Annotated in this window: 13 protein-coding genes; 4 read left to right on the forward strand and 9 right to left on the reverse strand. The window is 71.6% G+C overall.

All coding sequences use genetic code 11. The annotated features are described in order from the left end of the window. Window positions 1-50 precede the first annotated feature (50 nt). The 3 genes from BMY19_RS14650 (at window position 51) to glgB (ending at window position 9,153) form a co-directional block, all read left to right on the forward strand. Window positions 51-3,446 (forward strand): maltotransferase domain-containing protein, encoded by a 3,396-nt coding sequence (locus BMY19_RS14650; protein WP_091677427.1) that lies wholly within the window; start codon window positions 51-53, stop codon window positions 3,444-3,446. Window positions 3,447-3,595: 149 nt separating this feature from the next. Then, window positions 3,596-6,874: a maltose alpha-D-glucosyltransferase gene (gene treS / locus BMY19_RS14655; RefSeq protein ID WP_091677424.1), complete on the forward strand. Its 3,279-nt coding sequence runs from the start codon at window positions 3,596-3,598 to the stop codon at window positions 6,872-6,874. Continuing rightward, on the forward strand, window positions 6,871-9,153 hold the full coding sequence (gene glgB, locus BMY19_RS14660; RefSeq protein ID WP_091677421.1) for a 1,4-alpha-glucan branching protein GlgB: 2,283 nt from the start codon (window positions 6,871-6,873) through the stop codon (window positions 9,151-9,153). Before treS ends, glgB begins: the two co-directional genes overlap by 4 nt. Window positions 9,154-9,417: 264 nt before the next feature. Here the strand turns inward: glgB and glgA are convergent, their stop codons facing one another. Next, complete coding sequence (gene glgA / locus BMY19_RS14665) at window positions 9,418-10,956, reverse strand: glycogen synthase GlgA (protein ID WP_091677700.1); 1,539 nt, start codon at window positions 10,954-10,956, stop codon at window positions 9,418-9,420. Window positions 10,957-11,306: 350 nt separating this feature from the next. Further along, on the reverse strand, window positions 11,307-12,893 hold the full coding sequence (locus BMY19_RS14670) for an alpha-amylase family glycosyl hydrolase (RefSeq protein WP_091978318.1): 1,587 nt from the start codon (window positions 12,891-12,893) through the stop codon (window positions 11,307-11,309). A 317-nt stretch (window positions 12,894-13,210) separates the two neighbouring features. Between BMY19_RS14670 and BMY19_RS14675 the strand changes: the two genes are divergently transcribed. Next, window positions 13,211-15,835 (forward strand): glycogen/starch/alpha-glucan phosphorylase, encoded by a 2,625-nt coding sequence (locus BMY19_RS14675; protein ID WP_100252131.1) that lies wholly within the window; start codon window positions 13,211-13,213, stop codon window positions 15,833-15,835. A 45-nt stretch (window positions 15,836-15,880) separates the two neighbouring features. Here BMY19_RS14675 and BMY19_RS31640 read toward each other — a convergent pair whose 3' ends face one another. The 7 genes from BMY19_RS31640 to BMY19_RS14710 form a co-directional block, all read right to left on the reverse strand. Then, a complete protein-coding gene (locus BMY19_RS31640; RefSeq protein WP_100252120.1) occupies window positions 15,881-17,443 on the reverse strand; it encodes a methyl-accepting chemotaxis protein in 1,563 nt (520 codons plus the stop codon). 345 nt (window positions 17,444-17,788) lie between these two features. Then, window positions 17,789-18,853, reverse strand: coding sequence for an SGNH/GDSL hydrolase family protein (locus BMY19_RS14685; protein ID WP_100252121.1), 1,065 nt, complete (start codon window positions 18,851-18,853; stop codon window positions 17,789-17,791). 88 nt (window positions 18,854-18,941) lie between these two features. Continuing rightward, on the reverse strand, window positions 18,942-19,889 hold the full coding sequence (locus BMY19_RS14690; RefSeq protein ID WP_020093343.1) for a ferredoxin reductase domain-containing protein: 948 nt from the start codon (window positions 19,887-19,889) through the stop codon (window positions 18,942-18,944). 29 nt (window positions 19,890-19,918) lie between these two features. Next, window positions 19,919-20,299 carry a hypothetical protein gene (locus tag BMY19_RS14695; RefSeq protein WP_091677407.1) on the reverse strand — a complete coding sequence of 127 codons (381 nt, stop codon included), beginning with the start codon at window positions 20,297-20,299 and terminating at the stop codon, window positions 19,919-19,921. Window positions 20,300-20,453: 154 nt separating this feature from the next. Beyond that, complete coding sequence (locus BMY19_RS14700; RefSeq protein WP_091677354.1) at window positions 20,454-20,867, reverse strand: globin family protein; 414 nt, start codon at window positions 20,865-20,867, stop codon at window positions 20,454-20,456. Between the two features lie 67 nt (window positions 20,868-20,934). Further along, window positions 20,935-23,865 (reverse strand): EAL domain-containing protein, encoded by a 2,931-nt coding sequence (locus tag BMY19_RS14705; protein WP_091677352.1) that lies wholly within the window; start codon window positions 23,863-23,865, stop codon window positions 20,935-20,937. A 186-nt stretch (window positions 23,866-24,051) separates the two neighbouring features. Then, window positions 24,052-25,347, reverse strand: a complete 1,296-nt coding sequence (locus BMY19_RS14710; RefSeq protein ID WP_091677349.1) for a M16 family metallopeptidase — start codon at window positions 25,345-25,347, stop codon at window positions 24,052-24,054. Window positions 25,348-25,410 lie beyond the last annotated feature (63 nt).

Genomic DNA, 25,410 nt, shown 5'->3' on the forward strand with positions numbered 1-25,410 from the left:
GCCCGGCGGTTCGGGCGTTACGACACTGGGAACGGGAGCCGAGAGGCAGCATGAACGCACCGACCAAAGCCGCTGCGACGTCCGGGGCCGCGGCCGTCCTGCCGGCCGCGCTGGCCCCCCGGGCCGAGGGGCCGCGGATCTACAACCTGTTCCCGCTCCTGGTCGGGCGCGTCTCGGACTGGACGGCCGAGTTGCCGCGGATCGCCGCCCTCGGCTTCGACTGGGTCTACCTCAACCCGTTCCACCAGACCGGCGGCTCGCGGAGCCTCTACGCGGTCGCCGATCCCGAGCGCCTCGACGAGCGGTTCCGCGACCCCGACGGCACGCCCGACGACGAGCAGATCCGCCGCTTCTGCACCGCCGCCGCGGCGCTGGGCCTGTCGGTGATGACCGACCTCGTGATCAACCACACCGCCGACAACGCCCGGCTCGCCACCGAGCGGCCCGACCTGTTCATGAAGGAGCCCGACGGCTCGATCATGCACCCGGCCGCCGTCGACCCGGACGACCCGTCGATCCGCACCGTCTGGGGCGACCTGGCCGAGCTCGACTACCACACCCCCTCCGTCCGGGACGAACTCACCCGGATCTGGGGCGCCTACGTGGCGCATCTCCAGGGCCTCGGCGTGAAGGGCTTCCGGTGCGACGCCGCCTACAAGGTGCCACCGGAGACCTGGCGGGTGCTGATCGGGCAGGCCAAGAGCCAAGACCCCGCATGCCTGTTCGCCGCCGAGACCCTGGGCTGCACCTTCGAGGAGGCCCGGGCCACGGCCGGCGCCGGCTTCGACTACCTGTTCAACTCCTTCGCGTGGTGGGACCTGAGGAAGCCCTGGGCGCTCGAGCAGTACGAGCGCCTGCGGGTGCTGGCGCCCTCGATCGCCTTCCCCGAGAACCACGACATGACGCGGCTCGCCGCCGAGATCGGCGGCGGCCCGGAGGCGGTGGCGGCGCATCTGCGCACCCGCTACGCGCTCGCGGCCTTCTTCTCGGCCGGCGTCCTCATGCCGATCGGCTACGAGTGGGGCTACCGGCGGGCGCTGCACGTGGTCGAGACCACCCCGCGCGACCGCGAGAACGAGACCGGCATCGACATCTCCGGCTCCATTCGGGCGATCAACGCCCTGCGGGCGGAGCTGCCGGCCGCCAATGTCGAGGGCGCGCAGATCCGGATCTCGGCCCCCGACAGCGATCTGGTGGCGCTCGCCCGCTTCGACACCGGCCACCCGGCCTCGGCGCGGCACGGGTTGATCGTGCTCTACAACCCGACCGACCGGCCGGTGCCGGTCGAGGCCGGCGCGCTCGTCGCCCGCACCGGCGGGATGCTCGGCGCCTTCGTCGACCGGACCCCGGAGGCCGAGCCGATCGCGTTCCATCCCGGCAGCGCCATCGACCTGATGCCGGGCGAGTTGCGCATCCTCGCGGCCAGCGCCCAGGAGCTCGCCCGCCAGCCGGCGCGCGGCACCCCGGACGGGGAGGGAAGGGTGGTGATCGAGGCGGTCAGCCCCGAGATCGACGGCGGTCGCTCGGCGGTGAAGCGGATCGTCGGCGAGTCCCTGCGGGTCGAGGCCGACATCTTCTCCGACGGCCACGAGATCATCGACGCCGCGATCCTGTCGCGGGTCGCCGGCACCGAGGCGTCTGGAGGCGAGACTTGGCGCGAGGACCCGATGGTCTTCGTCGACAACGACCGCTGGGCCGGGCACTTCCCCCTGGAGCGGAACGCCCGCTACGAGTTCACCCTGATCGCGTGGCGCGACGCGTTCTCGTCCTGGGTGCGCGACACCCTGAAGAAGCGCGCCGCCGGCGTCGACGTCCGCTTGGAAACGATCGAGGGCGTGGCGCTCGTCGGGACCGCGGCCTCGCTCGCCCGGACCCGCGGCGGCCGCGACGCCGAGCGCCTCGCCGCGCTCGTGGCCGCGCTCGCCGCCGAGGAGACCGGCTCGGCCGCCCAGCTCGACCGGATCCTCGCCCCCGACGCGTCGAGCCTCGTGCGCCGGAACGCCGAGCGGGTGAACCTGACCCGCTATCCGGTGACCCTGCCGGTGATCGCCGACCGCCTCGCGGCCCGGTTCTCCGCCTGGTACGAGATCTTCCCGCGCTCCCAGTCGATGGACGTGAACCGCCACGGCACCTTCGACGACGTCATCCGGCGCCTGCCCGAGATCCGCGAGCTCGGCTTCGACGTTCTCTACTTCACGCCGATCCACCCCGTGGGTCGGACCAACCGCAAGGGGAAGAACAACACCCTCAAGGCCGAGCCCGGCGATGTCGGCTCGGTCTACGCGGTGGGCGCCGAGGAGGGCGGCCACGAGGCCGTGCATCCCGACCTCGGCACGCTCGCGGATTTCGAGCGGCTGGTCGCGGCGAGCCACGCCTACGGCATGGAGATCGCCCTCGACTTCGCGATCCAGTGCTCGCCGGACCATCCCTGGATCAAGAACCACCCGGAATGGTTCGAGTGGCGCCCCGACGGCACCCTGAAATTCGCCGAGAACCCGCCGAAGAAGTACGAGGACATCTCGAACGTCCACTTCTACGGGGGCGCCCTGCCCTCGCTCTGGATCGAGCTGCGCGACATCCTGCTCGGCTGGTGCGCGCGCGGTGTGCGCATCTTCCGGGTCGACAACCCGCACACCAAGCCGATCCCGTTCTGGGAATGGGTGATCGGCGAGGTCAACGGCCGCTACCCGGACGCGATCTTCCTCGCCGAGGCCTTCACCCGGCCGAAGATGATGAAGAAGCTCGCCAAGGCCGGCTACCAGCAGAGCTACACCTACTTCACGTGGCGCAACACCAAGCAGGAGCTCACCGACTACGCCCTGGAGCTGGCCGGCGAGATGGGCGAGTACTACCGCCCGAACTTCTTCGCCAACACGCCCGACATCAACCCGTACTTCCTCCAGACCAGCGGGCGGGCGGGGTTCGTCATCCGCGGCACGCTCGCCGCGACCCTGTCGTCGGTCTACGGCATCTACAACGGCTTCGAGCTGTGCGAGGCCGCGCCGTACCCGGGCAAGGAGGAGTATCTCAACTCCGAGAAATACGAGCTGAAGGCCTGGGACTACGACCGGCCGGGCAACATCCGCGAGCACATCGTCAAGCTCAACAGGATCCGGCGCGAGAATCCCGCTCTCTGGGATTTCCGCAACGTGACCTTCACGGGCGCCTGGAACGACAACATCATCGCCTACGCCAAGGCGACGCCGGAGCGCGACAACTGCGTCTTCACCATGGTCAACCTCGACCCGAAGAACCGCCAGGAATGCACCTACGAGGTGCCGCTCTGGCTGTTCGGCCTGCCCGACGACGGCGCCGTCGAGGTCGAGGACCTGCTCCAGGGCTACACGTTCGAGTTGCGCGGCAAGACCCACCGCATCGCCCTCGATCCGGCCGAGCGATCCTGCGTGATCTGGCGCCTCCGGGCGCCGCGGCGGGTTGCGGGCTGAGGCCGCGCGTGGCACTCGGCCATGGCCCTTGAATGCGGCGGCGGGAATTCCCGCCGCCGACCCTCGCACCCGCGCGGCGGCCCGCCGCCCGCGCCCCGGCCGGGTCCCCCGCCGGTCCCGTCAGACTCGACCGATGAGGCAGCGACGCGATGATCGATCGCAGCGACCCGCAATGGTACCGTGACGCCATCATCTACCAGATCCACGTCAAGTCGTTCTTCGACTCGAACAACGACGGGATCGGGGATTTCGAGGGCCTGACCCAGCGCCTCGACTACGTGCGCGATCTCGGCGTGACGGCGATCTGGCTGATGCCGTTCTATCCCTCGCCGCTGCGCGACGACGGCTACGACATCGCCGATTACCGGGACATCAACCCGTCCTACGGGACCATGGAGGACTTCAAGGCCTTCGTGGAGGCGGCGCACGAGCGCGGTCTGCGGGTCATCACCGAGCTCGTCATCAACCACACCTCGGACCAGCACCCCTGGTTCCAGGCCGCCCGCGAGGCCCCTCCCGGCTCGCCCGAGCGCGACTTCTACGTCTGGTCGGACACCGACGAGCCGTACAAGGACACGCGGATCATCTTCCTCGACACCGAGGCGTCGAACTGGACCTGGGACCCGGTCGCCAAGCAGTATTTCTGGCACCGGTTCTACAGTCACCAGCCGGATCTCAACTTCGACAACCCGAAGGTGCTGGAAGCGGTCATCGACGTGATGCGCTACTGGCTCGACATGGGCGTCGACGGCCTGCGGCTCGACGCGATCCCCTACCTGATCGAGCGCGACGGCACGAACTGCGAGAACCTCGCCGAGACCCACGACGTCATCAAGGCGATCCGCGCCGCGCTGGACGCGAGCTACCCCGACCGGATGCTGCTCGCCGAGGCCAACCAGTGGCCCGAGGAGACCGCGCAGTATTTCGGCGACGGCGACGAGTGCCACATGGCGTTCCATTTCCCGCTGATGCCGCGGATGTACATGGCGATCGCCCGGGAGGACCGGCACCCGATCACCGACATCATGCGCCAGACCCCGGAGATCCCGGAGGGCTGCCAGTGGGCGATCTTCCTGCGCAACCACGACGAGCTGACGCTCGAGATGGTCACGGCCGAGGAGCGTGACTACCTCTGGTCGTTCTACGCCGCCGAGCGGCGCGCCCGGATCAACCTCGGCATCCGCCGACGCCTCGCGCCGCTCCTCGAGAACGACCGGCGCAAGATCGAGCTGATGAAGTCCCTCGTCCTGTCGATGCCCGGCACGCCGGTGCTCTACTACGGCGACGAGGTCGGCATGGGCGACAACATCTACCTCGGCGACCGCGACGGCGTGCGCACGCCGATGCAGTGGTCGCCCGACCGCAACGGCGGCTTCTCGCGGGCGAATCCCCAGAAGCTGTTCCTGCCGGCGATCCAGGACCCGATCTACGGGTTCGACGCGATCAACGTCGAGGCGCAGACCCAGGCCCAGACGAGCCTGCTGAACTGGACGCGGCGCATGATCGCGATCCGCAACAACAGCGTCGCGCTGGGGCGCGGCACCATCCAGTTCCTGTACCCGTCGAACCGGAAGGTGCTCGCCTGGATCCGCGAGCACGAGGACGAGCGGATCCTGTGCGTGGCGAACCTGTCGCGCGCGCCGCAGGCGGTGCAGCTCGACCTGTCGGAGCTGCGCACCGCGGTGCCGATCGAGCTGACCGGTGGCACCGAGTTCCCGCCGATCGGCGACCTGCCCTACCTGCTGACCCTGCCGTCCTACGGCTTCTACTGGTTCTCCTTGAGCGCCGCCCGGTCGGGGGTGATCGGCCCGCAGCAGGAGCCGCCCGAGCTGTTCACCCTCGTGCTCACCGGCGGGATCGAGACCCTGATGAGCGGGCGCGAGCGCGTCGCCTTCGAGCGCACCGTGGTGCCGCCGTTCCTGACGAGCCGGCGCTGGTTCGGCGCCAAGGGCTCGCGGATCAAGGCCACGAAGGTCGTCGACTGCGCCGCCCTGAAGGACGTCGACGGCAGCGCGCGCTTCCTGCTGCCGCGGCTGCAGGTGCAGCTCGCCAGCGGCGAGACCCAGGAATACTTCGTGCCCGTGGGCGTCGAGGAGGGCCGCGAGGACGAGACCCTCATGCCCTTCGCGGTGGCGCGGGTGCGCCGGGGGCCGCGCACCGGCCTGCTCTACGGGGCGGCCGGCTCCAACGACTTCGCCGCCTGCCTGATCGACGACATGCGGCAGGCCCGCGAGATCCCCACGGAGACCGGGCGGCTCGTCTTCGCCGTCACCTCGGCCTTCGACCCGGACGTCACGGTCGACGTGGCCGACATCCGCCGGCTCTCGGGCGAGCAGAGCAACACCTCGATCGCCATCGGCTCGAAGATGATGCTCAAGCTGCTGCGCCGCCTGCAGCCGGGCCTGCATCCCGAGATCGAGGTCGGCCGCTTCCTCACCGAGCAGGCGGGGTTCTCGAACACCCCCGCCCTGCTCGGCACCCTGGAGCACGTCGCCGAGGACGGCACCCGGACCGCCCTGGCGGTCCTGCAGAAGTTCGTGATGAACCAGGGCGACGCCTGGACCCTGATGCTGGAGGGCCTGCGCCGGGACTTCGAGACCGTGGTGCTCACGCCCGAGAGCGAGGCCGCGACCCCCGAGGAGGCGTTCCAGGCCCACCGGCCCTGGGCCGACCTGCTCGGCCGGCGCACCGCCGAGCTGCACGCGGCGCTCGCCATCGAGACCGACGACCCGGCCTTCGCGGCCGAGCCGTTCACCGGGGACGACCTCGCCGTGCTGGCGCGCGACGCCCGCCACCAGGCCGAGCGCGCCTTCCGGGCGCTCAAGGGCCTCGCCGACCGCGGCCTCGACGCCGGCAAGCCGGCCTGCGCGGAGCTCGGCCAGCGCCGGGGCGAGGTCGAGGCGCTGATCGCCGCGCTCACCGAAGCGCCGGTCCGGGGCGCCCACAAGACCCGCATCCACGGCGACTACCACCTGGGCCAGGTGCTGGTCGCCGAGAACGACCTGATCATCGTCGACTTCGAGGGCGAGCCCTCGCGCCCGGCCGACGAGCGCCGGGCCAAGTCGATGCCCCTGCGGGACGTCGCCGGGCTGATGCGCTCCTTCGCGTACGGCGCCGAGACGGTGATCCGGGAGATCACCGCACGGTTCGCCGATTCGGAGGAGCGGGCGCGGGACGCGGCGACCGCGTGGCGCGGCATGATCGAGGCGGCGTTCCTCGCCGGCTACGAGACCGCGGTCGAGGGCTCCCGGGCGGCGGTGACCGATCCGGAGAGCCGGACCCGTCTGCTGCGCCTCTGCCTGCTGACCAAGGCGCTCTACGAGGTCGACTACGAGGCCAACAACCGGCCGGACTGGATCGAAATCCCCGCCCGTGGGGTTCTCACCATTCTGGACACGGACGGACACGAGCCCGGAGCATCTGAATGACGGCGATCGACGAGACCTTCGCACGACGGGCCGACCCGGGCGCGGGGACGGCGCGGACCGCGGATGTCCCGGGCTCCGGCGCCGCGCAGCCGCCGAGCGTCCACCCGGACGCGATCGCCGCGCTGATGGCCGCCAACCACGGCGACCCCTTCGCGGTGCTCGGGCCCCACCGGGTCGGGCCGAAGGCCTGGGAGGTGCGCGCCGTGCTGCCCGAGGCGCGGGCCGCCACCCTGGTGATGGACGGCCGCACCGCGCCCTTCGAGAAGCGCCATCCGGACGGGTTCTGGGTCGCGAAGGCCGAGGGCGAGCACCGGCCCCTCTACGAGATCGAGGTCGAGTCCTGGGACGGGACGAAGCGCCGCCGCTACGACCCCTACGGCTTCGGCTCCTCGATCGAGCAGTACGACGTGGCGGCGCTCCGCGAGGTCGGCACCAACCTCGTCTACCGGATGCTCGGCGCGCAGTCGGGGCAGCTCGACGGCATCGACGGCTTCCGCTTCGCCGTCTGGGCGCCCAACGCCCGCAAGGTCAGCGTCGTCGGCGACTTCAACGACTGGGACGGGCGGCGCCACCCGATGCGCCTCTGGCAGGACGGCGGCATCTGGGAGCTGTTCGTGCCGGGCCTCAAGTCCGGCGTGCGCTACAAGTTCGAGATCCGCGGCCCCGACGGATCCCTGGTCCCGCTCAAGGCCGACCCGGTCGCCTTCGCGGCCCAGCACCCGCCGGAGACCGCCTCGGTCACCCACGGGACGGGCGACTTCGACTGGCGCGATTCCGGCTGGATGAGCACCCGCGGCGCCAAGGACCCGCGCCACGCGGCGATCTCGATCTACGAGGTCCATCTCGGCTCCTGGGCGCGGGTGCCCGAGGAGGGCAACCGCTACCTCACCTACAAGGAACTCGGCGACCGGCTGATCCCCTACGTCAAGGATCTGGGCTTCACCCATATCGAGATGCTGCCGATCACCGAGTTCCCGTTCGACGGGTCCTGGGGCTACCAGCCGGTCTCGCTCTTCGCGCCGACGAGCCGCTTCGGAAGCCCTGAGGACTTCGCGGCCTTCGTGGACGCGGCCCACGAGGCCGGCATCGGCGTGCTGCTCGACTGGGTGCCGGGCCACTTCCCGCTCGACGCCCACGGGCTCGGCCTGTTCGACGGCACCCACCTCTACGAGCACGCCGACCCGCGCCAGGGCTTCCACCAGGACTGGGGCACCTACATTTACAATTTCGGGCGGACCGAGGTCGCGACGTTCCTCGCCGCCAACGCCCGGTTCTGGCTGGAGCACTACCACCTCGACGGCCTGCGCGTGGACGCCGTGGCGTCGATGCTCTACCTCGACTACTCGCGCCGCCAGGGCGAGTGGATCCCGAACCGCTACGGCGGCAACGAGAACCTCGACGCCATCGACTTCCTGCGCAAGACCAACGAGGCGACCTACAGCCACGCCCCGGGGACGATCACGGTGGCGGAGGAATCGACCTCCTGGCCGGGCGTCTCGCACCCGACCTACACGGGCGGCCTCGGCTTCGGCTTCAAGTGGAACATGGGCTGGATGCACGACACCCTGCATTTCATGCAGGAGGATCCGATCCATCGCCGCTACCACCACCACAACCTGACCTTCGGGCTGCTCTACGCCTTCTCGGAGAATTTCATCCTGCCGCTCTCCCACGACGAGGTCGTGCACGGGAAGGGCTCGCTGCTCGGCAAGATGCCGGGCGACCGCTGGCAGAAATTCGCGAATCTCCGGGCCTATTACGGCTTCATGTGGGGGCATCCCGGCAAGAAGCTGCTGTTCATGGGCGGCGAGTTCGGCCAGGAGCGGGAGTGGAACCACGACAACAGCCTGGACTGGCACCTCCTGGACGATCCCCTGCACAAGGGCGTCCAGAGCGTGATCCGCGACCTGAACCGGCTCTACGTCTCGACCCCGGCCCTCTACGGCCGCGACGTCGAGCATACCGGCTTCCAGTGGCTGGTGGCGGACGACCAGGACAACAGCGTCATCGCCTGGGCCCGCAAGGGTGCCAAGCCCGGCGAGGTGGCGATCGTGGTGTCGAACTTCACGCCGGTGCCGCGCGAGGGCTACCGGATCGGCGTGCCGCAGGCGGGTTTCTATCGCGAGGCGTTCAACTCGGATGCCGGGGTCTACGGTGGGTCCAACCTGGGCAACCAGGGCGGCCGCCACACCGACGATCAGGCGAGCCACGGCCAGGGTCAGAGCCTGTCGCTGACCCTGCCGCCGCTCGCCACGATGATCTTCCTGCTGGAGGGGTGAGGAGACTTTCGCCTTCGCCCAGGCGTCACCGCGTCGTCCCGGGGCCGCGCAGCGGAGCCCGGGATCCAGGCCCGCCGGCGGTCAAGGTCCGCACCGACGGCGGTCCGGGTTGCCCCCCTCCGGCATATCCGTCCGGGTCCGGCTGCGACGCCCCGGGACGACGGGCGCGGTGAAGCGGCGCGAGGGGAAGCGCCCGCGCCGTTGGCAGAGATGATCTGACCCGACCGGACCTCCCCGCCCCGCAGGGGGGCCCGCGAGAAATCCCTACGCCGCCCGCCAGCGCAGCCCGACGCTGTTGCCGATGGCCCGGCCGTAGAGCCCGGCATAGTCCTCGGCGGCCCGGTCCCAGCCGAAATGGGCCGCCATGGCCCGCCGCCGCATGGCGTTGAGGCGCTTCTTCTGGCCGAAGGCCTCCAGCGCCCGCCGCACCGCCGCCCCGAAGGAGGCGGCCGAGGCCTCCCCGAAGGTGAAGCCCGTCACGCCGTCCTCGACCGTGTCGGCGAGGCCGCCGGTCCGGCGCACGATCGGCAGGGAGCCGAAGCGCTGCGCGTACATCTGGGCGAGGCCGCAAGGCTCGAAGCGCGAGGGCATCAGCAGGAAGTCGCTGCCGGCGAACATCCGCCGGGCCTGCGCCTCCTCGAAGCCGACATGCACGCCGACCGCGTCGGGATGGCGCTGGGCGAGGCCGCGGAGCGCCTGCTCGAACCGGCCCTCGCCCTGGCCGATCACCACGAGCTGGCCGCCCCCGGCCACGATGGTCTCGGCCGCCTGCAGGCTCAGGTCGATGCCCTTCTGGTGCACGAGGCGCGACACGATGGCGAAGAGCGGCCCGCGGGAGACCGCGAGGCCGAATTGCTGGCGCACCGCCTCGGTGTTGGCGCGCTTGCCCTTCCAGTCGTCGATCTCGAAGCGCGTGGCGAGGTGCGGGTCGGTGGTCGGATCCCAGGTCTCGTCGATGCCGTTCAGGATGCCGGCGAGCCGGCCCTGGCCGGCACGGGTGCGCAGCAGCCCGTCGAGGCCGCAGCCCAGCTCGGGCGTCTGGATCTCCCGGGCGTAGGTCTCGCTCACCGTGGTGACCTGCGAGGCGTAGAAGATGCCGGCCTTCAGGAAGGAGAGCTGTCCGTAGAACTCGGCGCCGTCGACCTGGAAGGCCGAGTCCGGCACGCCGAGCCGGGGCAGGGCGTCCCGGGGAAACAGGCCCTGGTAGGCGAGGTTGTGGATGGTCAGCACGCTCGGGACCCGCCGGCCGCGCCACGCGAGATAGGCCGGCGCCAGGGCCGCCTGCCAGTCGTTGAGGTGCAGGATGTCGGCCGCCCAGTCGGGATCGGCGCCGGTGGCGAGGTCCGCCGCCGCGAGGCTGAGGCGGGCGAAGCGCAGGTCGTTGTCGCCGAAATCGCCGTGCTGGTCGCCGTAGGGCGTGCCGTCGCGCTCGTAGAGGTCGGGGCTGAGCAGGACGTAGATCCGCAGGCCGTCGGCCGCCTCGACCAGGCCGAGGTCGCAGGCGGGAATGCCCGCGAAGCCCTCGAGGCGGGCGACGACCGGGATCTCCGGGAAGGCGGCCCGGACCTGCCGGTAGCCCGGGATCAGGACGCGGATGTCGTAGTGCGGGACCAGGGCCCGGGGCAGGGCGGCCGAGACCTCGCCGAGGCCACCGGTCTTCACGAAATCCGCCATCTCGGGCGTCGCGTAGAGGATGCGGCGGCGCAGCGAGGCCGGCCGGGCCGGAACCGGTACGGGACCGACGCCGTTCCCCTCGCCGGACGACCACTCGGCGAAGGGACCACCACGGCGCGCATCGAGCATCAGCATTGATCCTGGCCGGGCGGAATGCCCCGGTCTGGCAGTCGACCGGGCAGGCACGGCTGTCACGATCTCAACCACGGCCAATGCTCCTTCGCCGCGACGGTTCCGTTGCGACGCACAAAATAGGCCACCGTGGTGATTAAGCGTCACTTACCTATGTGGCATCGCAGCGAGAAATCGCGCCGCCACGGCGGATTTCGGCCGCTGGATACAGATCTTCGGCCCGGAACGACGGCGCCCGGCGTAACCGGACGGGTCCCGCTCGTCCGTCTTCGACCGATCGGCGGTGCCCGCCGAGCCCCTGATTCGGTCCCCGGCCTGACGGGTGCCGGAGCCGGGGCGGCCTCGCGTCACCCGGCGCGGCGCAGAATCACCCCCTCGGCGGGCTCCAGCGCGAGGGTGAGGCCGGCCGGCTCGCCCGCGCGCCCCGGACGGGTCGAGAGCAGCACGGTCCAGGCCCCCTCGGGCAGCGGCAGGTCCTGCGACGCCGCGCCGAAATTCAGCAGCACGCGCAGGACGGCCCCGTCGGCGAAGCGCTCGTAGGCGAACACCTCGGCGATCCCGAGCGGCACCTCGCGGTAGCCGCCCACGGCGAGCGCCGCGTGGTCGCGGCGCAGGGCGAGCAGCCGCCGGTGCAGGGTGAGCATCGAGCCCGGATCCGAGCGCTGGCTCTCGACGTTGCAGGCTGCCCAATCCGCCGCCAGCGGCAGCCAGGGCTCGGCGGTGGAGAAGCCGGCCTGGGGACTGTCGTCCCACTGCATCGGCGTGCGCTCCGGGTCGCGGCCGTGCCCGGGCTCGTTGTGCTCCCAGGGATCCCGGGCGCGGTCGGGCGGGATCGGCACGTGGCCGAGCCCGATCTCGTCGCCGTAGTAGAGGGTCGGCGTGCCCCGCAGGGTCAGCAGCAGCATCGCGGCGATGCGGGCCTGGGCCGGCCCGACCCGGGCGGCGATGCGCGGCTGGTCGTGGTTGCCCAGCACCCAGTTCGGCCAGCCGCCCTCGGGCAGGGCCGCCTCGTACTGCGCCACGAGGTCGGCCACCGCGTCGGCCCGCCACGGGGTCTGGATCAGCTGGAAATTGAACGGCAGGTCGGCCCCGGTCAGGTCCGGGCCGTAATAGGCGACCAGCCGCTCCACCGGCAGGTAGATCTCGCCGATCAGCACGCGCTCGCCGTACTGGCGCAGCACCGCCCGCATCCCGGCGATCACGTCGAAGATCTCGGGCCGGTCGGCGGAGTAGACCTGGGTGAAGCGGTTGATCTCGGGCGAGCCCGGCGCGTAGTCGGGATTGGCCGGGTTGTCGCGGAATCCCGCATCCTTCATCAGGTGCCAGATCACGTCGACCCGGAACCCGTCGACTCCGCGCTCCAGCCAGAAGCGGAGCACGTCGTGCATGGCCGCCCGCACCGCGGGGTTGCGCCAGTTCAGGTCCGGCTGCTCCGCCAGGAAGGCGTGGTAGTAGTACTGGCCGGTGGTCTCATCCAGCGTCCAGGCCGGGCCGCCGAAATTCGACAGCCAGTTGTTGGGCGGGCCGCCGCCGGGCGCCGGGTCGCGCCAGATGTACCAGTCCCGCTTCGGGCTCGCGCGCGACGACCGGCTCTCGGAGAACCAGGGATGCGCGATCGAGGAGTGGTTCGGCACGAAGTCGAGGATCACCTTCAGCCGACGCCGATGGGCCTCCGCCACGAGGGCGTCGAAATCGGCCAGCGTGCCGAACAGCGGGTCGATCCCGCAGTAATCCGCCACGTCGTAGCCGAAATCGGCCATGGGCGAGGGGTAGACCGGCGAGATCCACACGGCGTCGACCCCTAGCCATGCGAGGTAGTCCAGCCGCGCCGTGATGCCCGGCAGGTCGCCGACACCGTCGCCGTTCGTGTCCTGAAAGGAGCGCGGATAGACTTGGTAGACGGTCCCGCGCTTCCACCAGACGGTGTCGGTCATGCTGCGCCCCTCGCATCGGCGGCCCACGCTTAACCGCTGACCCGCGCCCTGGCGACCGGCGATGGATGCGCCGAGAGCGCGCGTTGCGCGCGAAACGCCCCGACGCGGCGTCGCCCAGGGAATGGCTGCGGCCCCCAAAACCTGTGCGCATGCCCTTCACGCAGGGCGACGCCGCGCGGCTGTGCCTGGAATGTCACGCCGCCCTGCCATATCTCCTCCGGCGTGCCCGTGCGCTCCGCCGGAGCGGCGCTGCCACGACTTCGCCGGAAGCCGACCGCATCGTCGGACGCTTCGGGGCACGGATCGCCCGTCCGTTCATGCGGCGGCAATCCATCAAAAGAGATAATCCGCCCACGATACCCCCGGCGCTAGAATCCGGGGCGACGACTTTGGGGGACCCGCACGTGTTGAACGATGTTCTGACCCGGCCTGTGCCACAAGATGTCTCGCGCGACGAGCGCGCAACCGAGGCGCCCGCCCCGGCCGCCTGGACCGCCCCGGTGCTGTCCGGGAGCGGCGACGCGGTGGTGGACCTGCGCGAGGCGATCCGCGCCAAGCTCACCTTCACGCTCGGCCGCACGCCCGAGACCGCCCGCCCGCGCGACTGGTTCGCCGCGACGGCGCTGGCCCTGCGCGAGCGGATCGTGGCCGCCGCGCTGGCCTCCGAGCGGAGCGTGCCGAACAAGCGCGTCTACTACCTGTCGCTGGAATTCCTGATCGGCCGGCTGATGTCGGACGCGCTGAACAATCTCGGCCTCACCGAGACGACCCGCGGCGCGCTCCGGGAGCTCGGGATCGATCTCGACGCCGTGCAGGACGCTGAGCCCGACGCGGCGCTGGGCAATGGCGGCCTCGGGCGGCTCGCCGCCTGCTTCATGGAGAGCATGGCCAGCATCGGCATCCCGGCCATGGGCTACGGCATCCGCTACGACCACGGCCTGTTCCGCCAGTCCTTCGAGGACGGCTGGCAGCGCGAGGCGCCGGAGACCTGGCTGGCCGAGGGCAACCCCTGGGAGTTCGCCCGGCCCGAGGCGACCTACGCGATCGGGTTCGGCGGCACCGTCACGCTGTCCTCGCCGGAGGAGGGCGTGATCCGGCGCCACTGGCAGCCGGCCGAGACCGTGCGGGCGGTGGCCCACGACGTGCCGGTGGTCGGCTGGCGCGGCCGCCACGTCAACGGCCTGCGCCTCTGGAAGGCCGAGGCCGGCGAGCCCGTCGACCTCGCCCGCTTCAACGGCGGCGACCACGTCGGCGCGGTCGCGGCGCGGATGCGCGCCGAGGCGATCTCGCGGGTGCTCTACCCGAGCGATTCCTCGGCCGAGGGCCAAGAGCTGCGCCTCCGCCAGGAATACTTCTTCACCGCGGCCTCGATCCAGGATCTCGTGGCCCGCCACGTGGCCGAGCGCGGCGACGTCCGGTCCCTGCCGGACCACGCGGCGATCCAGCTCAACGACACGCACCCGGCCATCGCGGTGCCGGAGCTGATGCGCGTCCTCCTCGACGTCTACGGCCTCTCCTGGGAGGACGCGTGGCACGTCACCACGCACACGCTGCACTACACGAACCACACCCTCCTGCCCGAGGCCCTGGAGACCTGGCCGGTGGAGCTGATGGAGCGGCTGCTGCCGCGCCACATGCAGATCATCTACCTGATCAACTGGATGCACCTGGAGGAGCAGGCCAAGCACGGCCGCCAGGGATCGGCGGATGCCGCCGCCTACCTCGCGTCGATCTCGCTGATCGACGAGTCGCACGGGCGGCGGGTGCGGATGGGGCACCTCGCCTTCCACGGCGCGCGCCGGGTCAACGGCGTCTCGGCCCTGCACACGGACCTGATGCGCTCGACGGTCTTCTCCGACCTGCACGCGCTGGATCCGGACAAGATCGTCAACAAGACCAACGGTATCACCTTCCGCCGCTGGTTCCACAACGCCAATCCCGGCCTCACCCGGCTCGCCGTGGAGACGGTGGGCGCGGGCGTGCTCGACAATCCCGAGCTGCTCCGGGGCCTGGAGGCCCACGCCGAGGACCCGGCCTTCGTGGCGCGCTACGCGGCCGTGCGCCGGGAGCGCAAGGAGGCCCTGGCGGCGATCATCGCCGAGCGCACCGGCATCGACGTCGATCCGGCCGCTTTGTTCGACATCCAGGTCAAGCGCATCCACGAGTACAAGCGCCAGCTCCTCAACGTGGTCGAGACCGTGGCGCTCTACCAGGCGATCAAGGCCGAGCCGCACCGGGACTGGACGCCCCGGGTGAAGATCTTCGCCGGCAAGGCGGCGCCGAGCTACGTCCAGGCCAAGCTGATCATCAAGCTCGCCTGCGACGTCGCCAAGGCGGTGAACGACGATCCCGAGGTCGCGGACCGGCTGAAGGTGGTGTTCCTGCCGAACTACTCGGTGAGCCTCGCCGAATCGATCATCCCGGCCGCCGACCTGTCCGAGCAGATCTCCACCGCCGGCATGGAGGCCTCGGGCACCGGCAATATGAAGTTCGCCCTCAACGGCGCGCTCACGGTGGGGACCCTCGACGGCGCCAACATCGAGATCCGCGACCATGTCGGGGCGGACAACATCTTCATCTTCGGCCTGGAGGCCGACGGCGTCCGCGCCCGGCAGGCCGAGCCGGACTACGCGGCCCGGGCGATCCAGGCCTCGCCGCGGCTGGCCGCCGCCCTCGACATGATCGCCTCGGGACGGTTCTCGCCGGAGGAGCCGGGCCGGTTCCGGCCGCTCACCGACGACCTGCGCCGGCGCGACCAGTACCTGCTCACTGCCGATTTCGACGATTACTGGCGGGTGCAGCGGTCGATCGACGCCGCGTGGCGCGATCCCCGCGGCTGGTGGGCGAAGGCGATCCGCAACACCGCCCGCATGGCGTGGTTCTCCTCCGATCGCGCCATGCGCGAGTACGCCGAGGAGATCTGGCGGGTCCGCCTGGGCTGAGGCGCCACCGGCCCGCTCCCGCGCGGGAGCGGGCCTGCGCCGCCCTCAGGCCGCGCGCACGCCGTCCAGGAACCGCTCCACCTCCGCCGCGAGCCCCTCGGACTGACGGGACAGGGCGGTGGCGGCCGTGAGCACGTGGTCGGCCGCGACCCCCGTCCGATCGGAGGCCTCGGCCACCCCGGCGATGGTGCCGGTGACCTCCGCGGCGCCCCGCGTCGCCTCGGCGACGGTGCGCACGATCTCCCGGGTCGCGGCGCCCTGCTCCTCCACGGCCGCGGCGATCGCGATCGCCACCCCGTTGATCTCGCGGATCCGGTCGATGATCGCGCCGATGGCGCCGACCGCGGATCCGGTCACGCCCTGAATCCGGCCGATCTGCGCGGCGATCCCGTCGGTCGCCCGCGCGGTCTTCTCGGCCAGGGCCTTCACCTCGCCCGCCACGACCGCGAAGCCGCGGCCGGCTTCGCCGGCCCGCGCCGCCTCGATGGTGGCGTTGAGGGCCAGCAGGTTGGTCTGCTCGGCGATGGACGCGATCAGCCGCACCACCTCGCCGATCTCGGAGGCCGCCTGCCGCAGCTCGGCCACGAGCCCGGCGGTCTGGTCGGCCTCGCCGACCGCCTGCTGGGCGAGCGCGGACGAGCCGCCCGCCTGACGGCCGATCGCCTGGATGGCGCTGCCGAGCCGCTCGGTCGCGGCCGCCACCGCGCCGATGTTGACCGCCGCCGCCTCGGCCGCCAGCGCCACCGCGCCGGACTGGCTGGCCGTCTCCTGGGCGGTCGCGGTCATCTGGTGGGCGGTGCCCTCGAGTTCGCCCGCGGCGGTCGAGACCCGGTCCACGATCCTGGCCACAGCCGCCTCGAAGGTCCGGGCGAGGCCCATCGTGGCGTCCTTGCGGGCCGCGGCCGCGGCGGCGTCCGCGCGCCGCCGGCCCTCGGCTTCCGCCTCGGCGTTGCGGATGATCAAGCTCCGGATCGCCTCGACCGCCCGGCCGACCGCTCCGATCTCGTCGCCGCGCCGCGCCTCCGCGATCGTGGCGGCGCCGTCGCCCTGCGCCACGCGCCGCAGCGCGGCGACGAGGCGGTGGAGCGGCCGCGTGACACCGACCACGACGATGGCCGCGGAGAGTCCCAGGGCGACGAGCAGGCCCGCCACCGTGGCGCCGATCAGGACCGTCCGGGCCTGCTCGGCCCCCTGCTGCGTGGCGATCTTCGCCTCGCCGAGGCGGGCCGCCGCCGCCGCCTCGTACGCCTGGGCCGCGCGATCGAACTGCGCCCGGACCTCCCGGCTGGCGACCACGCCGACCTGGATCGCCGCCGGCCGGTCATTCCGGAGCGCGAGGTAATTGGAGCGGTCGAGCAGGTCGAAATAGTCCCGGGCGACGGTGCCGATCTGGCGCTGCAGCGCCGCGATCTCAGCGCGCCGCGAGCCCTGTTCCAGCGTCTCGATGCCGTCGGCCACGGCCTTGACGGAGGCGTCGTAGCGCTTGCGGAAGAGGGGGATGTCGCCTTTCGGCTCGCCGATGATGAGATTGCGGTTCATGAGCGCCGCATCGACGAATTTTTCGCGGACACGTGAGAAGATCTCGAGCCTCGCGAAATAGTAATCCACCAAAAATCTATCTCTCTCCTCGATCGCTCTGAGTTCTCTGAGCGAGTACGCGGCAGAGGCGGCGCACACGATCACCATGAACAAGAGCGGCGCGGACATTTTTACATGCAGGTTCGCATCGCGCAGGATCCGCATTCCGTTCGATCTCCGCCGGCGTCACCGGCACAGCTTATCACACGCCGCGAAGAGGAATCCACGATCGATCACATCACTCTTCGCCCGCACGAGGACACGAACCGATACAGAAACTGAATTGATAAGTATAGAAATCGAGAAATTGAATGCCATAAAGGTGCGTTATTCAAACGCTCGTGCCTGCATGACTATGCCCGAACGGGGCCGGGGTCAGGCGCCTCGGACGAGCCCGAGCCGCAATCCGACGCGGCGCAGGCCGCGCCGCAGCCGGTGAAGCTGGCGCGCGGCGCGCGGCGCGAGGCCGAGTCTGCGCCGGCAGACGACGTGCGACACGCGCCCGATCCGCGGGCCCGGATCCGGCGCGCCCTTGCGCAGGACGATGTCCGGGCGCTCCGCCGACTGCGCGATCGTCAGCGCGCGCGCCGCCGGGAGAGTCACGCTGCGGAACATCGCGCGCGTGTAGTAGGAGAACGCGTCGTAGGCGACGAGGGTCCGCGCCCGCCCGGTCGCCGGGTCCTCGACCGTCAGCGTGCCCGCCCGCGGCCCGTAGGTCACGAGGAGCCCGATCACGTCGCGGGGGCGCCCCAGGGGAACGGCGACGCGCGTGCCCTCCGGGATCTCCAGGAAGTCCAGCGGGATGCCGTTGCGGCGCAGGGCGAACCCGCAGGTCAGGCCGGGCAGGGCGCGCAGCGGCAGGGCCTCGAACCGGCCCGGCAGGGTCCGGAACCGCTCGATATAGGCCCGCCCCGGCGGCGGTGCGCGCAGGAAGCTGTAGACCAGGGTGCCGTAGAGGTCGGCGCCCGCCGGCGTGACGTGGGTCGCGTCCTTCAGCAGGTAGGTGATGTCGCCCGCGCCCGCGGCCGCCACCGGAGCGGCGATGTCGAGATAGGGGATCCCGTAGAGGGCGCGGTACTCCGCCAGCAGGCCGGCGACGGGCTCGGCCGCGTAGTCGACGCCGCCCTGGTGGAGGTTGAGGAAAGCGACGGGCAGGTCCCGCCGGGCGGTCGCCGCGAGGATGTCGTCGAGATAGGCCCGCATCGTCGCGCCGTCGAAGTAGCGGACGTTGCCGGTGAACAGCTCGAGGAGGACGCGGTCGCAGGGGATCGCGTCCAGGATCTCGTCGATCAGCGCGGCGATGGAGGGCAGGGAATGGCCGCCCCAGCCGCTGCGGAGGAACGTGACCGGGCGCCCCTCGGCCTCGGCCAGGGCGTTGGCCCGCTCGACGTAGCCCGGCAGCTCCGTGACGCTGTAGCCGAGGCAGAGGACGCGGACCATCGGGGCTCGGATCGGGCTCAGGATCGGCCCCGTGCGGCCGGCCCGGCGCCGGTAGCAGCCGGGCGCCGCCGCGTCGAGGCGACGCCGGTCAGTCGATCACGATCGGGTAGCAGCGGGCGCCCACCGCGGCGGCGAGCACCTGCACGGCGCCGACCGTCGAGTGGTCGCCCGCCACGTGGACCACGTCGGTGGCGCGCAGGCTCGGCAGGTGGGCGCTGAGCGGGCCGGAGCGCACGTCCGGCGGCCGCTGGCGGCCGCGATCGGCGCAGAGCACGATCCGGCCGACGCCGGTGCGGCGCAGCCAGTCCAGGCTCTCGCGCATGTAGAGGTCCAGGGCGTCGCGGGCGCCGACGGCCAGGGCCATCTCGCGGGCGGGCTCGACGTAGCGGGCCGCCCGGGCGATCGCCCAGATCGCGCCGAAGCCGGCGCCGGCCGCCACCAGCACGAGCCGGCCGCCCCCGGGGCGGTACTGCCCCCGGCCGACGGGGCCCTTGAGACGCACCGGCTGGTCGAGGCGGAGCCCGTCGAGGGGATCGCCCTCGGGGTCGCGGGCGACGTGAAACACCACGTCGTTGATCTCGGTCGTGCCGTCGAGCCGCAGGGTCGGGGACAGCGTCCGCGTCGGCAGACCCGCGAAGGTCACCAGCGCCTGGTGGCCGGGCTCGCCGGTCGGGCGCCGGGTCAGGGTCGCGACGATCTCGAGGATGCCGGGACTGAGCCGGCGGATCTCCGTGACCGTGCCCTTGCGGACGGCGACCGGCGGCGGCGGCGCCTCCTCCTGACCCTGGATCGGGGCGCCGGGCAGGGCCGGGCGCAGGGCCTCGGCCCGGGCCCGCCGGGCCGGGTGCCGGCGGCCGGACGGCGCCGCGCTGCCCTGAGCGATCCCCTGAGCGATCCCCTGGCCGGCGAGCAGGTTGCCGGACTGCGCCTGCAGCGGCGCGATCATGCCCTCGGCCAGCGCCGCCTCCAGCGGCGTGTCGCCGGTCGAGACGCGGACCGACCGACCGTTGACGACGAGCGAGCAGCGCGCGCCCATGGCTCTCCCCCGCATGCCCTGGTGACGGATCAGCGGGCGCGGATCAGGAGCGAGTCGACCAGGGCCGCCCAGCGCTCGCGGGTCGCGCGGACATCGTCGGTCGGGGCCGATTCGGTGAGGAGCTGGCGCTGCGCCCGCAGCGACTCGACCTCCTGCCGCTGGGCCCGGAGTACCGCCTTCATCACCTGCAGCTCGGTCTCGAGGCGGGCGATCTCGTCGGCCTCGTCCCGCGCCTCCGCGTCGTCCGCGGCCTCGTCGGCGTAGGCGTCGGCGAACGCGTCGACGCGGCGCGGGTCGCGGAGGGGCATCCTAGTCCGGACCTGCTGCTCCAGCCGGACCGGCCGGGCCATCAGGCGGCGCACGAGGTCAGAGCCGCCTGCCTGCTGGTAACGCCGTGCCGCCTCGGCCATCCGACCCATCCCCTGCGCGGGCGCTGAAGGGCCCGTCTATCAACAGGAGCTTGATCCGACATGGTTAAGGCGAACTTAAACCGATCCGCGACTTTCGCCGGATCGGAGCCCTGCGGCGGCCCTCAGGCCATCCGCACGCGCGCTCGCGCGCCGCTCACGCGGCGTCCGCGGCCGCCGCCTTCATCACTTGGGCAACCAGCGCGTAGGTCTGGGTCCAGGCCTCCCGGACCTCCGGGGTGAAGTCCGCGCCGAGGCCCTGCTCCAGGGTCCACAGCAGGGCCGCCCCCACAGGCGCGTAGTGGGCGTCCTGCGTGCCGTAGGCCACGTGCTTGCGCCCGAGATCCTGGAGCGCGGGCACCACGGTCTCCGGATGGTTCAGGTTGGCCACCGCCAGCCCGAGCATGGCCATCAGCTTCTGCTTCTGCTCCGTCATGTCCGCGGGGAAGAGGGGGCGCACCTGCGGGGCGACCGCGAACAGGCGGCCGTAGAACAGGTCGGCCGCCGTCCCGGCGATCGGCCGCACCTTCGCGAAGCTGTCCTGCACGAGCCTGATCTGGTCCGGAGTCATTGCGTCACCTGCCGCCGCGTGGATCGTTGGTCGGCAGGATACCGGACTGGCCCGTCGGGACCGAATCTCAGGCCGCTTCCGGGGCGGCCCCGACGATCTGGCGGGCCTGCAGCATGGTCATCGGCTCGCCGAAGGCCGGGCCGAGGGCGTACTCGCAGCCGAGACCGGCGAGCGCCTGGGCGTCGGCCTCGGACTCGCAGCCCTCCGCCACAATGGCGAGGTTCAGCTCGCTCGCCATGCGCACGATGGAGCGCAGGATCGCGGTCTGCCCGGTGCCGATCTGGCGCACGAAGGTCGCGTCGACCTTGATCGTGTCGAACGGGAAGCGCTGGAGATAGGAGAGGGCCGAGTAGCCGGTGCCGAAATCCGACAGGCACAGGCCGGCGCCGAGGTCGTGGATCCGCGCCAGCATCTGGGCGGCGTATTCCGGGTTCTCCATCACGAGGCTCTCGCTGAATTCCAGCTTGAGCGAGCCGGGCAGGGCCCCGGAGCGGGCCAGAACGGTCTTCACGTCGTGCAGGAGGTCGTGGCGCAGGAGCTGGCGCGAGGACAGGTTGCAGGCCGCGAAGATCGGCGGCTCGACCTCCAGGGAGCGCTGCCACGCCGCGAGTTCGAGAGCCGTGCGCTCCAGGGCGAAGATGCCGAGATTGACCACGTAGCCGCTCTCCTCGGCGAGCGGCAGGAAGGTCGAGGCGGGGATGCGCCCGAGCTTCGGGTGGTCCCAGCGCAGCACGGTCTCGAACCCCGCCACGGTGCGGTCCTCGAGCCGCACCACCGGCAGGAACAGCACCCGCAGCTCGTTGCGCTCGATCGCCTTGCGCAGGTCGCTCTCCAGCATCAGCCGGTCCGAGCGGTCGGTGCGCATGTGGGCGCGGAACACCTCGATCCGGTCGCCGCCGTTGCGCTTGGCCTGGATCATGGCGATCTCGGCGCTCTTGAACACCTCGTCGCGCTTCAGGTTGGCGCCGGCCTCGTAGAGGGCGAGGCCGATCGAGACGGTCAGGAAGATCTCGCGGTCCGCGTAGGTGATCGGCGTGGCGATCGCCCGGCGGATCATCTCGGCGAAGGCCAGGATCCGGTCCGGGTCGCGCTCGGAGAGGAGGATCACCGCGAACTCGTCGCCGGCGACCCGGGCCAGCGTGTCCTGCGGGCGCAGCAGGCGGCCGAGGCGGCGCGACAGGGTCAGCAGGATCGAGTCGCCCGCCGACAGGCCGATCGCGTCGTTGATGCCCTTGAACCGGTCGACGTCGAGGACGATCACGGTGGGCTTGAGGCGCTGGTCCTGGCCGGCGAAGGCCAGCGCCGCGTCGAGGCGGTCGCCGAACAATTCGCGGTTCGGCAGGCCGGTCAGGCTGTCGTGCACGGCGTCGTGGAGCAGGCGCTCCTCGGCGGTCTTGATCTCGGTGACGTCCGCGATGGTGCCGACCACCCGGATCACCTCGCCGTCGGCGCCGATCACCGGCCGCGCCTTCAGCCGGTACCAGAAGAACGTGCCGGCCTCCGAGCGCAGTCGGAAATCGTGGACGATGCGGCCGCGCCGCTCCTCGATCACCGTGTCGAGGGCCGCCGAGTAGCGCTCCACGTCGAAGGGGTGGAGCGCGCCCAGCCAGTTGGTGGCCGGCCCCTCCAGGGTGCCGCGGGCGAGGCCGAGCTGGCCCTCGATCTCCGGGCCGACGAAGACCCGGTCGGCGGGCACGTCCCAGTCGAACACCACGTCGCCGGCGCCGGTCAGCGCCAGCGCCCGCCGCTCCGTGTCGGAGACCAAGCTGTGGCTGAGGCCGCCGCCCGCGAAGGCGTGCTGGAGCACCGTGAAGCCGATCAGCATCACGATCAGCACGAGGCCGCCGATCAGGGCCGGCTGCACGAGGTCGCTGCCGATCTGGCCGGTAACCGCGAAGCCCGCCGCCGTCACCCAGACGACGAGCAGGAGCCAGGTCGGCACCAGCAGGATCGCCCGGTCGTAGCCGTTATGGGCGGCGAGGTAGACGATCAGCAGCAGGCCGATCCCGGCCACCGCGGCGATCGAGATCCGCGCCACGCCCGCCGCCACCGGCGGGTCGAACACCGCGAGCCCGACGAGGCCTGCCAGGAAGGCGAGCCAGAAGAACGCCACGTGGCTGTAGCGCACGTGCCAGCGGGCGAGGTTGAGATAGGCGAACAGGAAGACCAGCAGCGTCGCCCCGAGCACCGCCTCCGCGGAGGCCCGATAGACCCGCTCGGCGAGCTCGGTGACCGGGAACACCCGCTGCAGGAAGCCGAAATCGATGCAGGCATAGGCCAGCACCGACCACGCGAGCGCGGCGGCGGCCGGGAAGATGATCGCGCCCTTGACCACGAACACGATGGTCAGGAACAGGGCCAGCAGGCCACTGATCCCGATGATGATGCCCTTGTAGAGGGTCAGGCCGGCGGTCTTGCGGCGGTAGGCGTCCTGGTCCCAGAGGCGCAGCTGGGGGACGTTGGAGCCGCGCAGCTCGGCCACGTAGGTGACGGTGGCGCCGGGATCGAGCGTGATGGTGAACTGGTCGGCCTCCGGGTTCTCGTCCCGCTCGGGCCGGATGCCCTGGCTCGCCGTGATGGCGGCGATGCGCGAGCCGCCGAGATCGGGCCAGATCACCCCGGAATCGACCAGCCGGAAATGCGGGGCGACCAGGATGCGGTCGATCTGCTCGTCGGTGTCGTTGGTGAGCGCGAACACGATCCAGTCGGGCCGGGCGCCGGCGTCGCGCGCCTTCACGACGATGCGCCGAACGATGCCGTCCTTGCCGGGCGCCGTGGAGATCTGGATCAGGTCGCCGTCGGAGCGGTAGCGCTCGATCGCGGTGGTCAGGTCGATCACCGGCGCGTCGAGGGTGACGCGGACCGCCTCCACGGCCTGGGCGGGCGCGCTCGCGGCGAGCGTGAGCGCGAGGGCACCGACGAGACCGCCGACCAGGGTCAGGAGGAGGGCGAGGATGCGCAAGGGTGTCTTGACTTCCGGCCGTGCGAGCTTCGGCATCGGCCGCCCGGGCGGCCTCGATCGATAGGCGCGGACCTGACCTGGGGCAAGGTCGCCCCGGGGCCGGTCCACCGCCCGCGGATCGCGCCCCTTTGCGGCCAAATCAAGTTGGGCGGGGCGGGGGCCGGCCGTTGCGGGGGGGCTCCGCTCGCAAAGACGGTGGCGCGGCGACCGACCGAAACTACCCTACGCCCCCCGGAGCGCGCCCGCGATCCTGTCGAGGGCGGGCAGCTTGCGGATCGGGCCGATCGCCGCCAGCGTCGGCGTGCCCTGCAGCATCGCGGCCGCCGCGGCGCGGACGTCCTCGACCGTGACGGCGTCGACCTTGTCGATCACCTCCCCGGCGGGAATCACCCGGCCCCAGGCCAGGATCTGGCGGGCGTTGCGCTCGATGCGCCCGCCCGGCGTCTCCAGGGCCGAGAGCAGCGAGACCTTCAGCTGCGCCTTGGCGCGGGCGATCTCGGTGGCGTCGAGGTCGCGGGCCGCCCGGGCGGTGGCCGCCAGGGTCACGTCGACGAGCTCGGGCAGGTCCGCCCCGGCGGTGCCGGCGCCGATTCCGAACAGGCCGCAATCGGAGAAGGGCCAGTGGAAGGCCTGGATCTCGTAGGCGAGGCCGCGGGTCTCGCGCACCTCCTGCCAGAGCCGCGAGGTCAGGCCGCCGCCCAGCACCTGCGCGAACATGTGGAGTGCGTAGTAGCGGTCGTCCCGGAAGGAGAGGCCCGGCAGGCCGATCACCACGTTGGCCTGCTCGAGCTTGCGCGGCATCCGCCGCTCGCCGCCGCCGTAAACGCCCGGCACCGCCGTGGGGGCGGACTTGGCGGGGAGGGCGCCGAAATGGCGCTCGGCCGCCGCCACGATCGCCTCGTGGGTCACGGCCCCGGCGCCCGCCACGACGATGCGGTCGGGCGTGTATTCCCGGTCGAGATAGGCGCGGATCCCGGCCTCGTCGAAGCTCCGGATCGTCTCGGGCCGCCCGAGGATCGGCCGGCCGACCGGCTGGTCCGGGAAGGCCGCCTCCGTGAAGGCGTCGTAGACCACGTCGTCCGGCGTGTCCTCGACGGCGGCGTATTCCTGCAGGATGACGCCTTTCTCCCGGGCGAGCTCGCCCGCGTCGAACACCGAGTCGGTGAGGATGTCGCCGATCACGTCGAGGGCGAGGCCGGCATCCTCGCCGAGCACCCGGGCGGTGTAGCTGGTGCCCTCCGTGGAGGTGGCGGCGTTGATCTCGCCGCCGACATTCTCGATCTCTTCCGCGATCTTCTGCGCCGACCGGGTGCGGGTGCCCTTGAAGGCCATGTGCTCGATGAGGTGGGACAGGCCCGCCTCGTCGGCGCGCTCGTTGCGCGAGCCGGCGCCGACCCAGACGCCAAGGCTCGCGGTGGCGACCCCGGGCATCGGCTCGGTCACCACCGTCACGCCGTTGTCGAGCCGCGTGGTGCGCAGGGACGGCGAGGCGGCGTGGGTGGAGAAATGCTGGTTCATCGACGCCTCGTCGCGGAGGGGGCCGGATGCGGCGCGGGTCCCCGCTCCCGCACGGGAGAGGGG

The sequence above is a fragment of the Methylobacterium sp. UNC300MFChir4.1 genome (genome assembly GCF_900110155.1).
Taxonomy (GTDB): domain Bacteria; phylum Pseudomonadota; class Alphaproteobacteria; order Rhizobiales; family Beijerinckiaceae; genus Methylobacterium.

Coding starts and splice junctions, on each gene's coding strand:
- BMY19_RS14650 (WP_091677427.1), top strand. CDS start 51: ATGAACGCACCGACCAAAGCCGCTGCGACGTCCGGGGCCGCGGCCGTC.
- treS (WP_091677424.1), top strand. CDS start 3,596: ATGATCGATCGCAGCGACCCGCAATGGTACCGTGACGCCATCATCTAC.
- glgB (WP_091677421.1), top strand. CDS start 6,871: ATGACGGCGATCGACGAGACCTTCGCACGACGGGCCGACCCGGGCGCG.
- glgA (WP_091677700.1), bottom strand. CDS start 10,956: ATGCTCGATGCGCGCCGTGGTGGTCCCTTCGCCGAGTGGTCGTCCGGC.
- BMY19_RS14670 (WP_091978318.1), bottom strand. CDS start 12,893: ATGACCGACACCGTCTGGTGGAAGCGCGGGACCGTCTACCAAGTCTAT.
- BMY19_RS14675 (WP_100252131.1), top strand. CDS start 13,211: ATGCGGCGGCAATCCATCAAAAGAGATAATCCGCCCACGATACCCCCG.
- BMY19_RS14685 (WP_100252121.1), bottom strand. CDS start 18,853: ATGGTCCGCGTCCTCTGCCTCGGCTACAGCGTCACGGAGCTGCCGGGC.
- BMY19_RS14690 (WP_020093343.1), bottom strand. CDS start 19,889: ATGGGCGCGCGCTGCTCGCTCGTCGTCAACGGTCGGTCGGTCCGCGTC.
- BMY19_RS14695 (WP_091677407.1), bottom strand. CDS start 20,299: ATGGCCGAGGCGGCACGGCGTTACCAGCAGGCAGGCGGCTCTGACCTC.
- BMY19_RS14700 (WP_091677354.1), bottom strand. CDS start 20,867: ATGACTCCGGACCAGATCAGGCTCGTGCAGGACAGCTTCGCGAAGGTG.
- BMY19_RS14705 (WP_091677352.1), bottom strand. CDS start 23,865: ATGCCGAAGCTCGCACGGCCGGAAGTCAAGACACCCTTGCGCATCCTC.
- BMY19_RS14710 (WP_091677349.1), bottom strand. CDS start 25,347: ATGAACCAGCATTTCTCCACCCACGCCGCCTCGCCGTCCCTGCGCACC.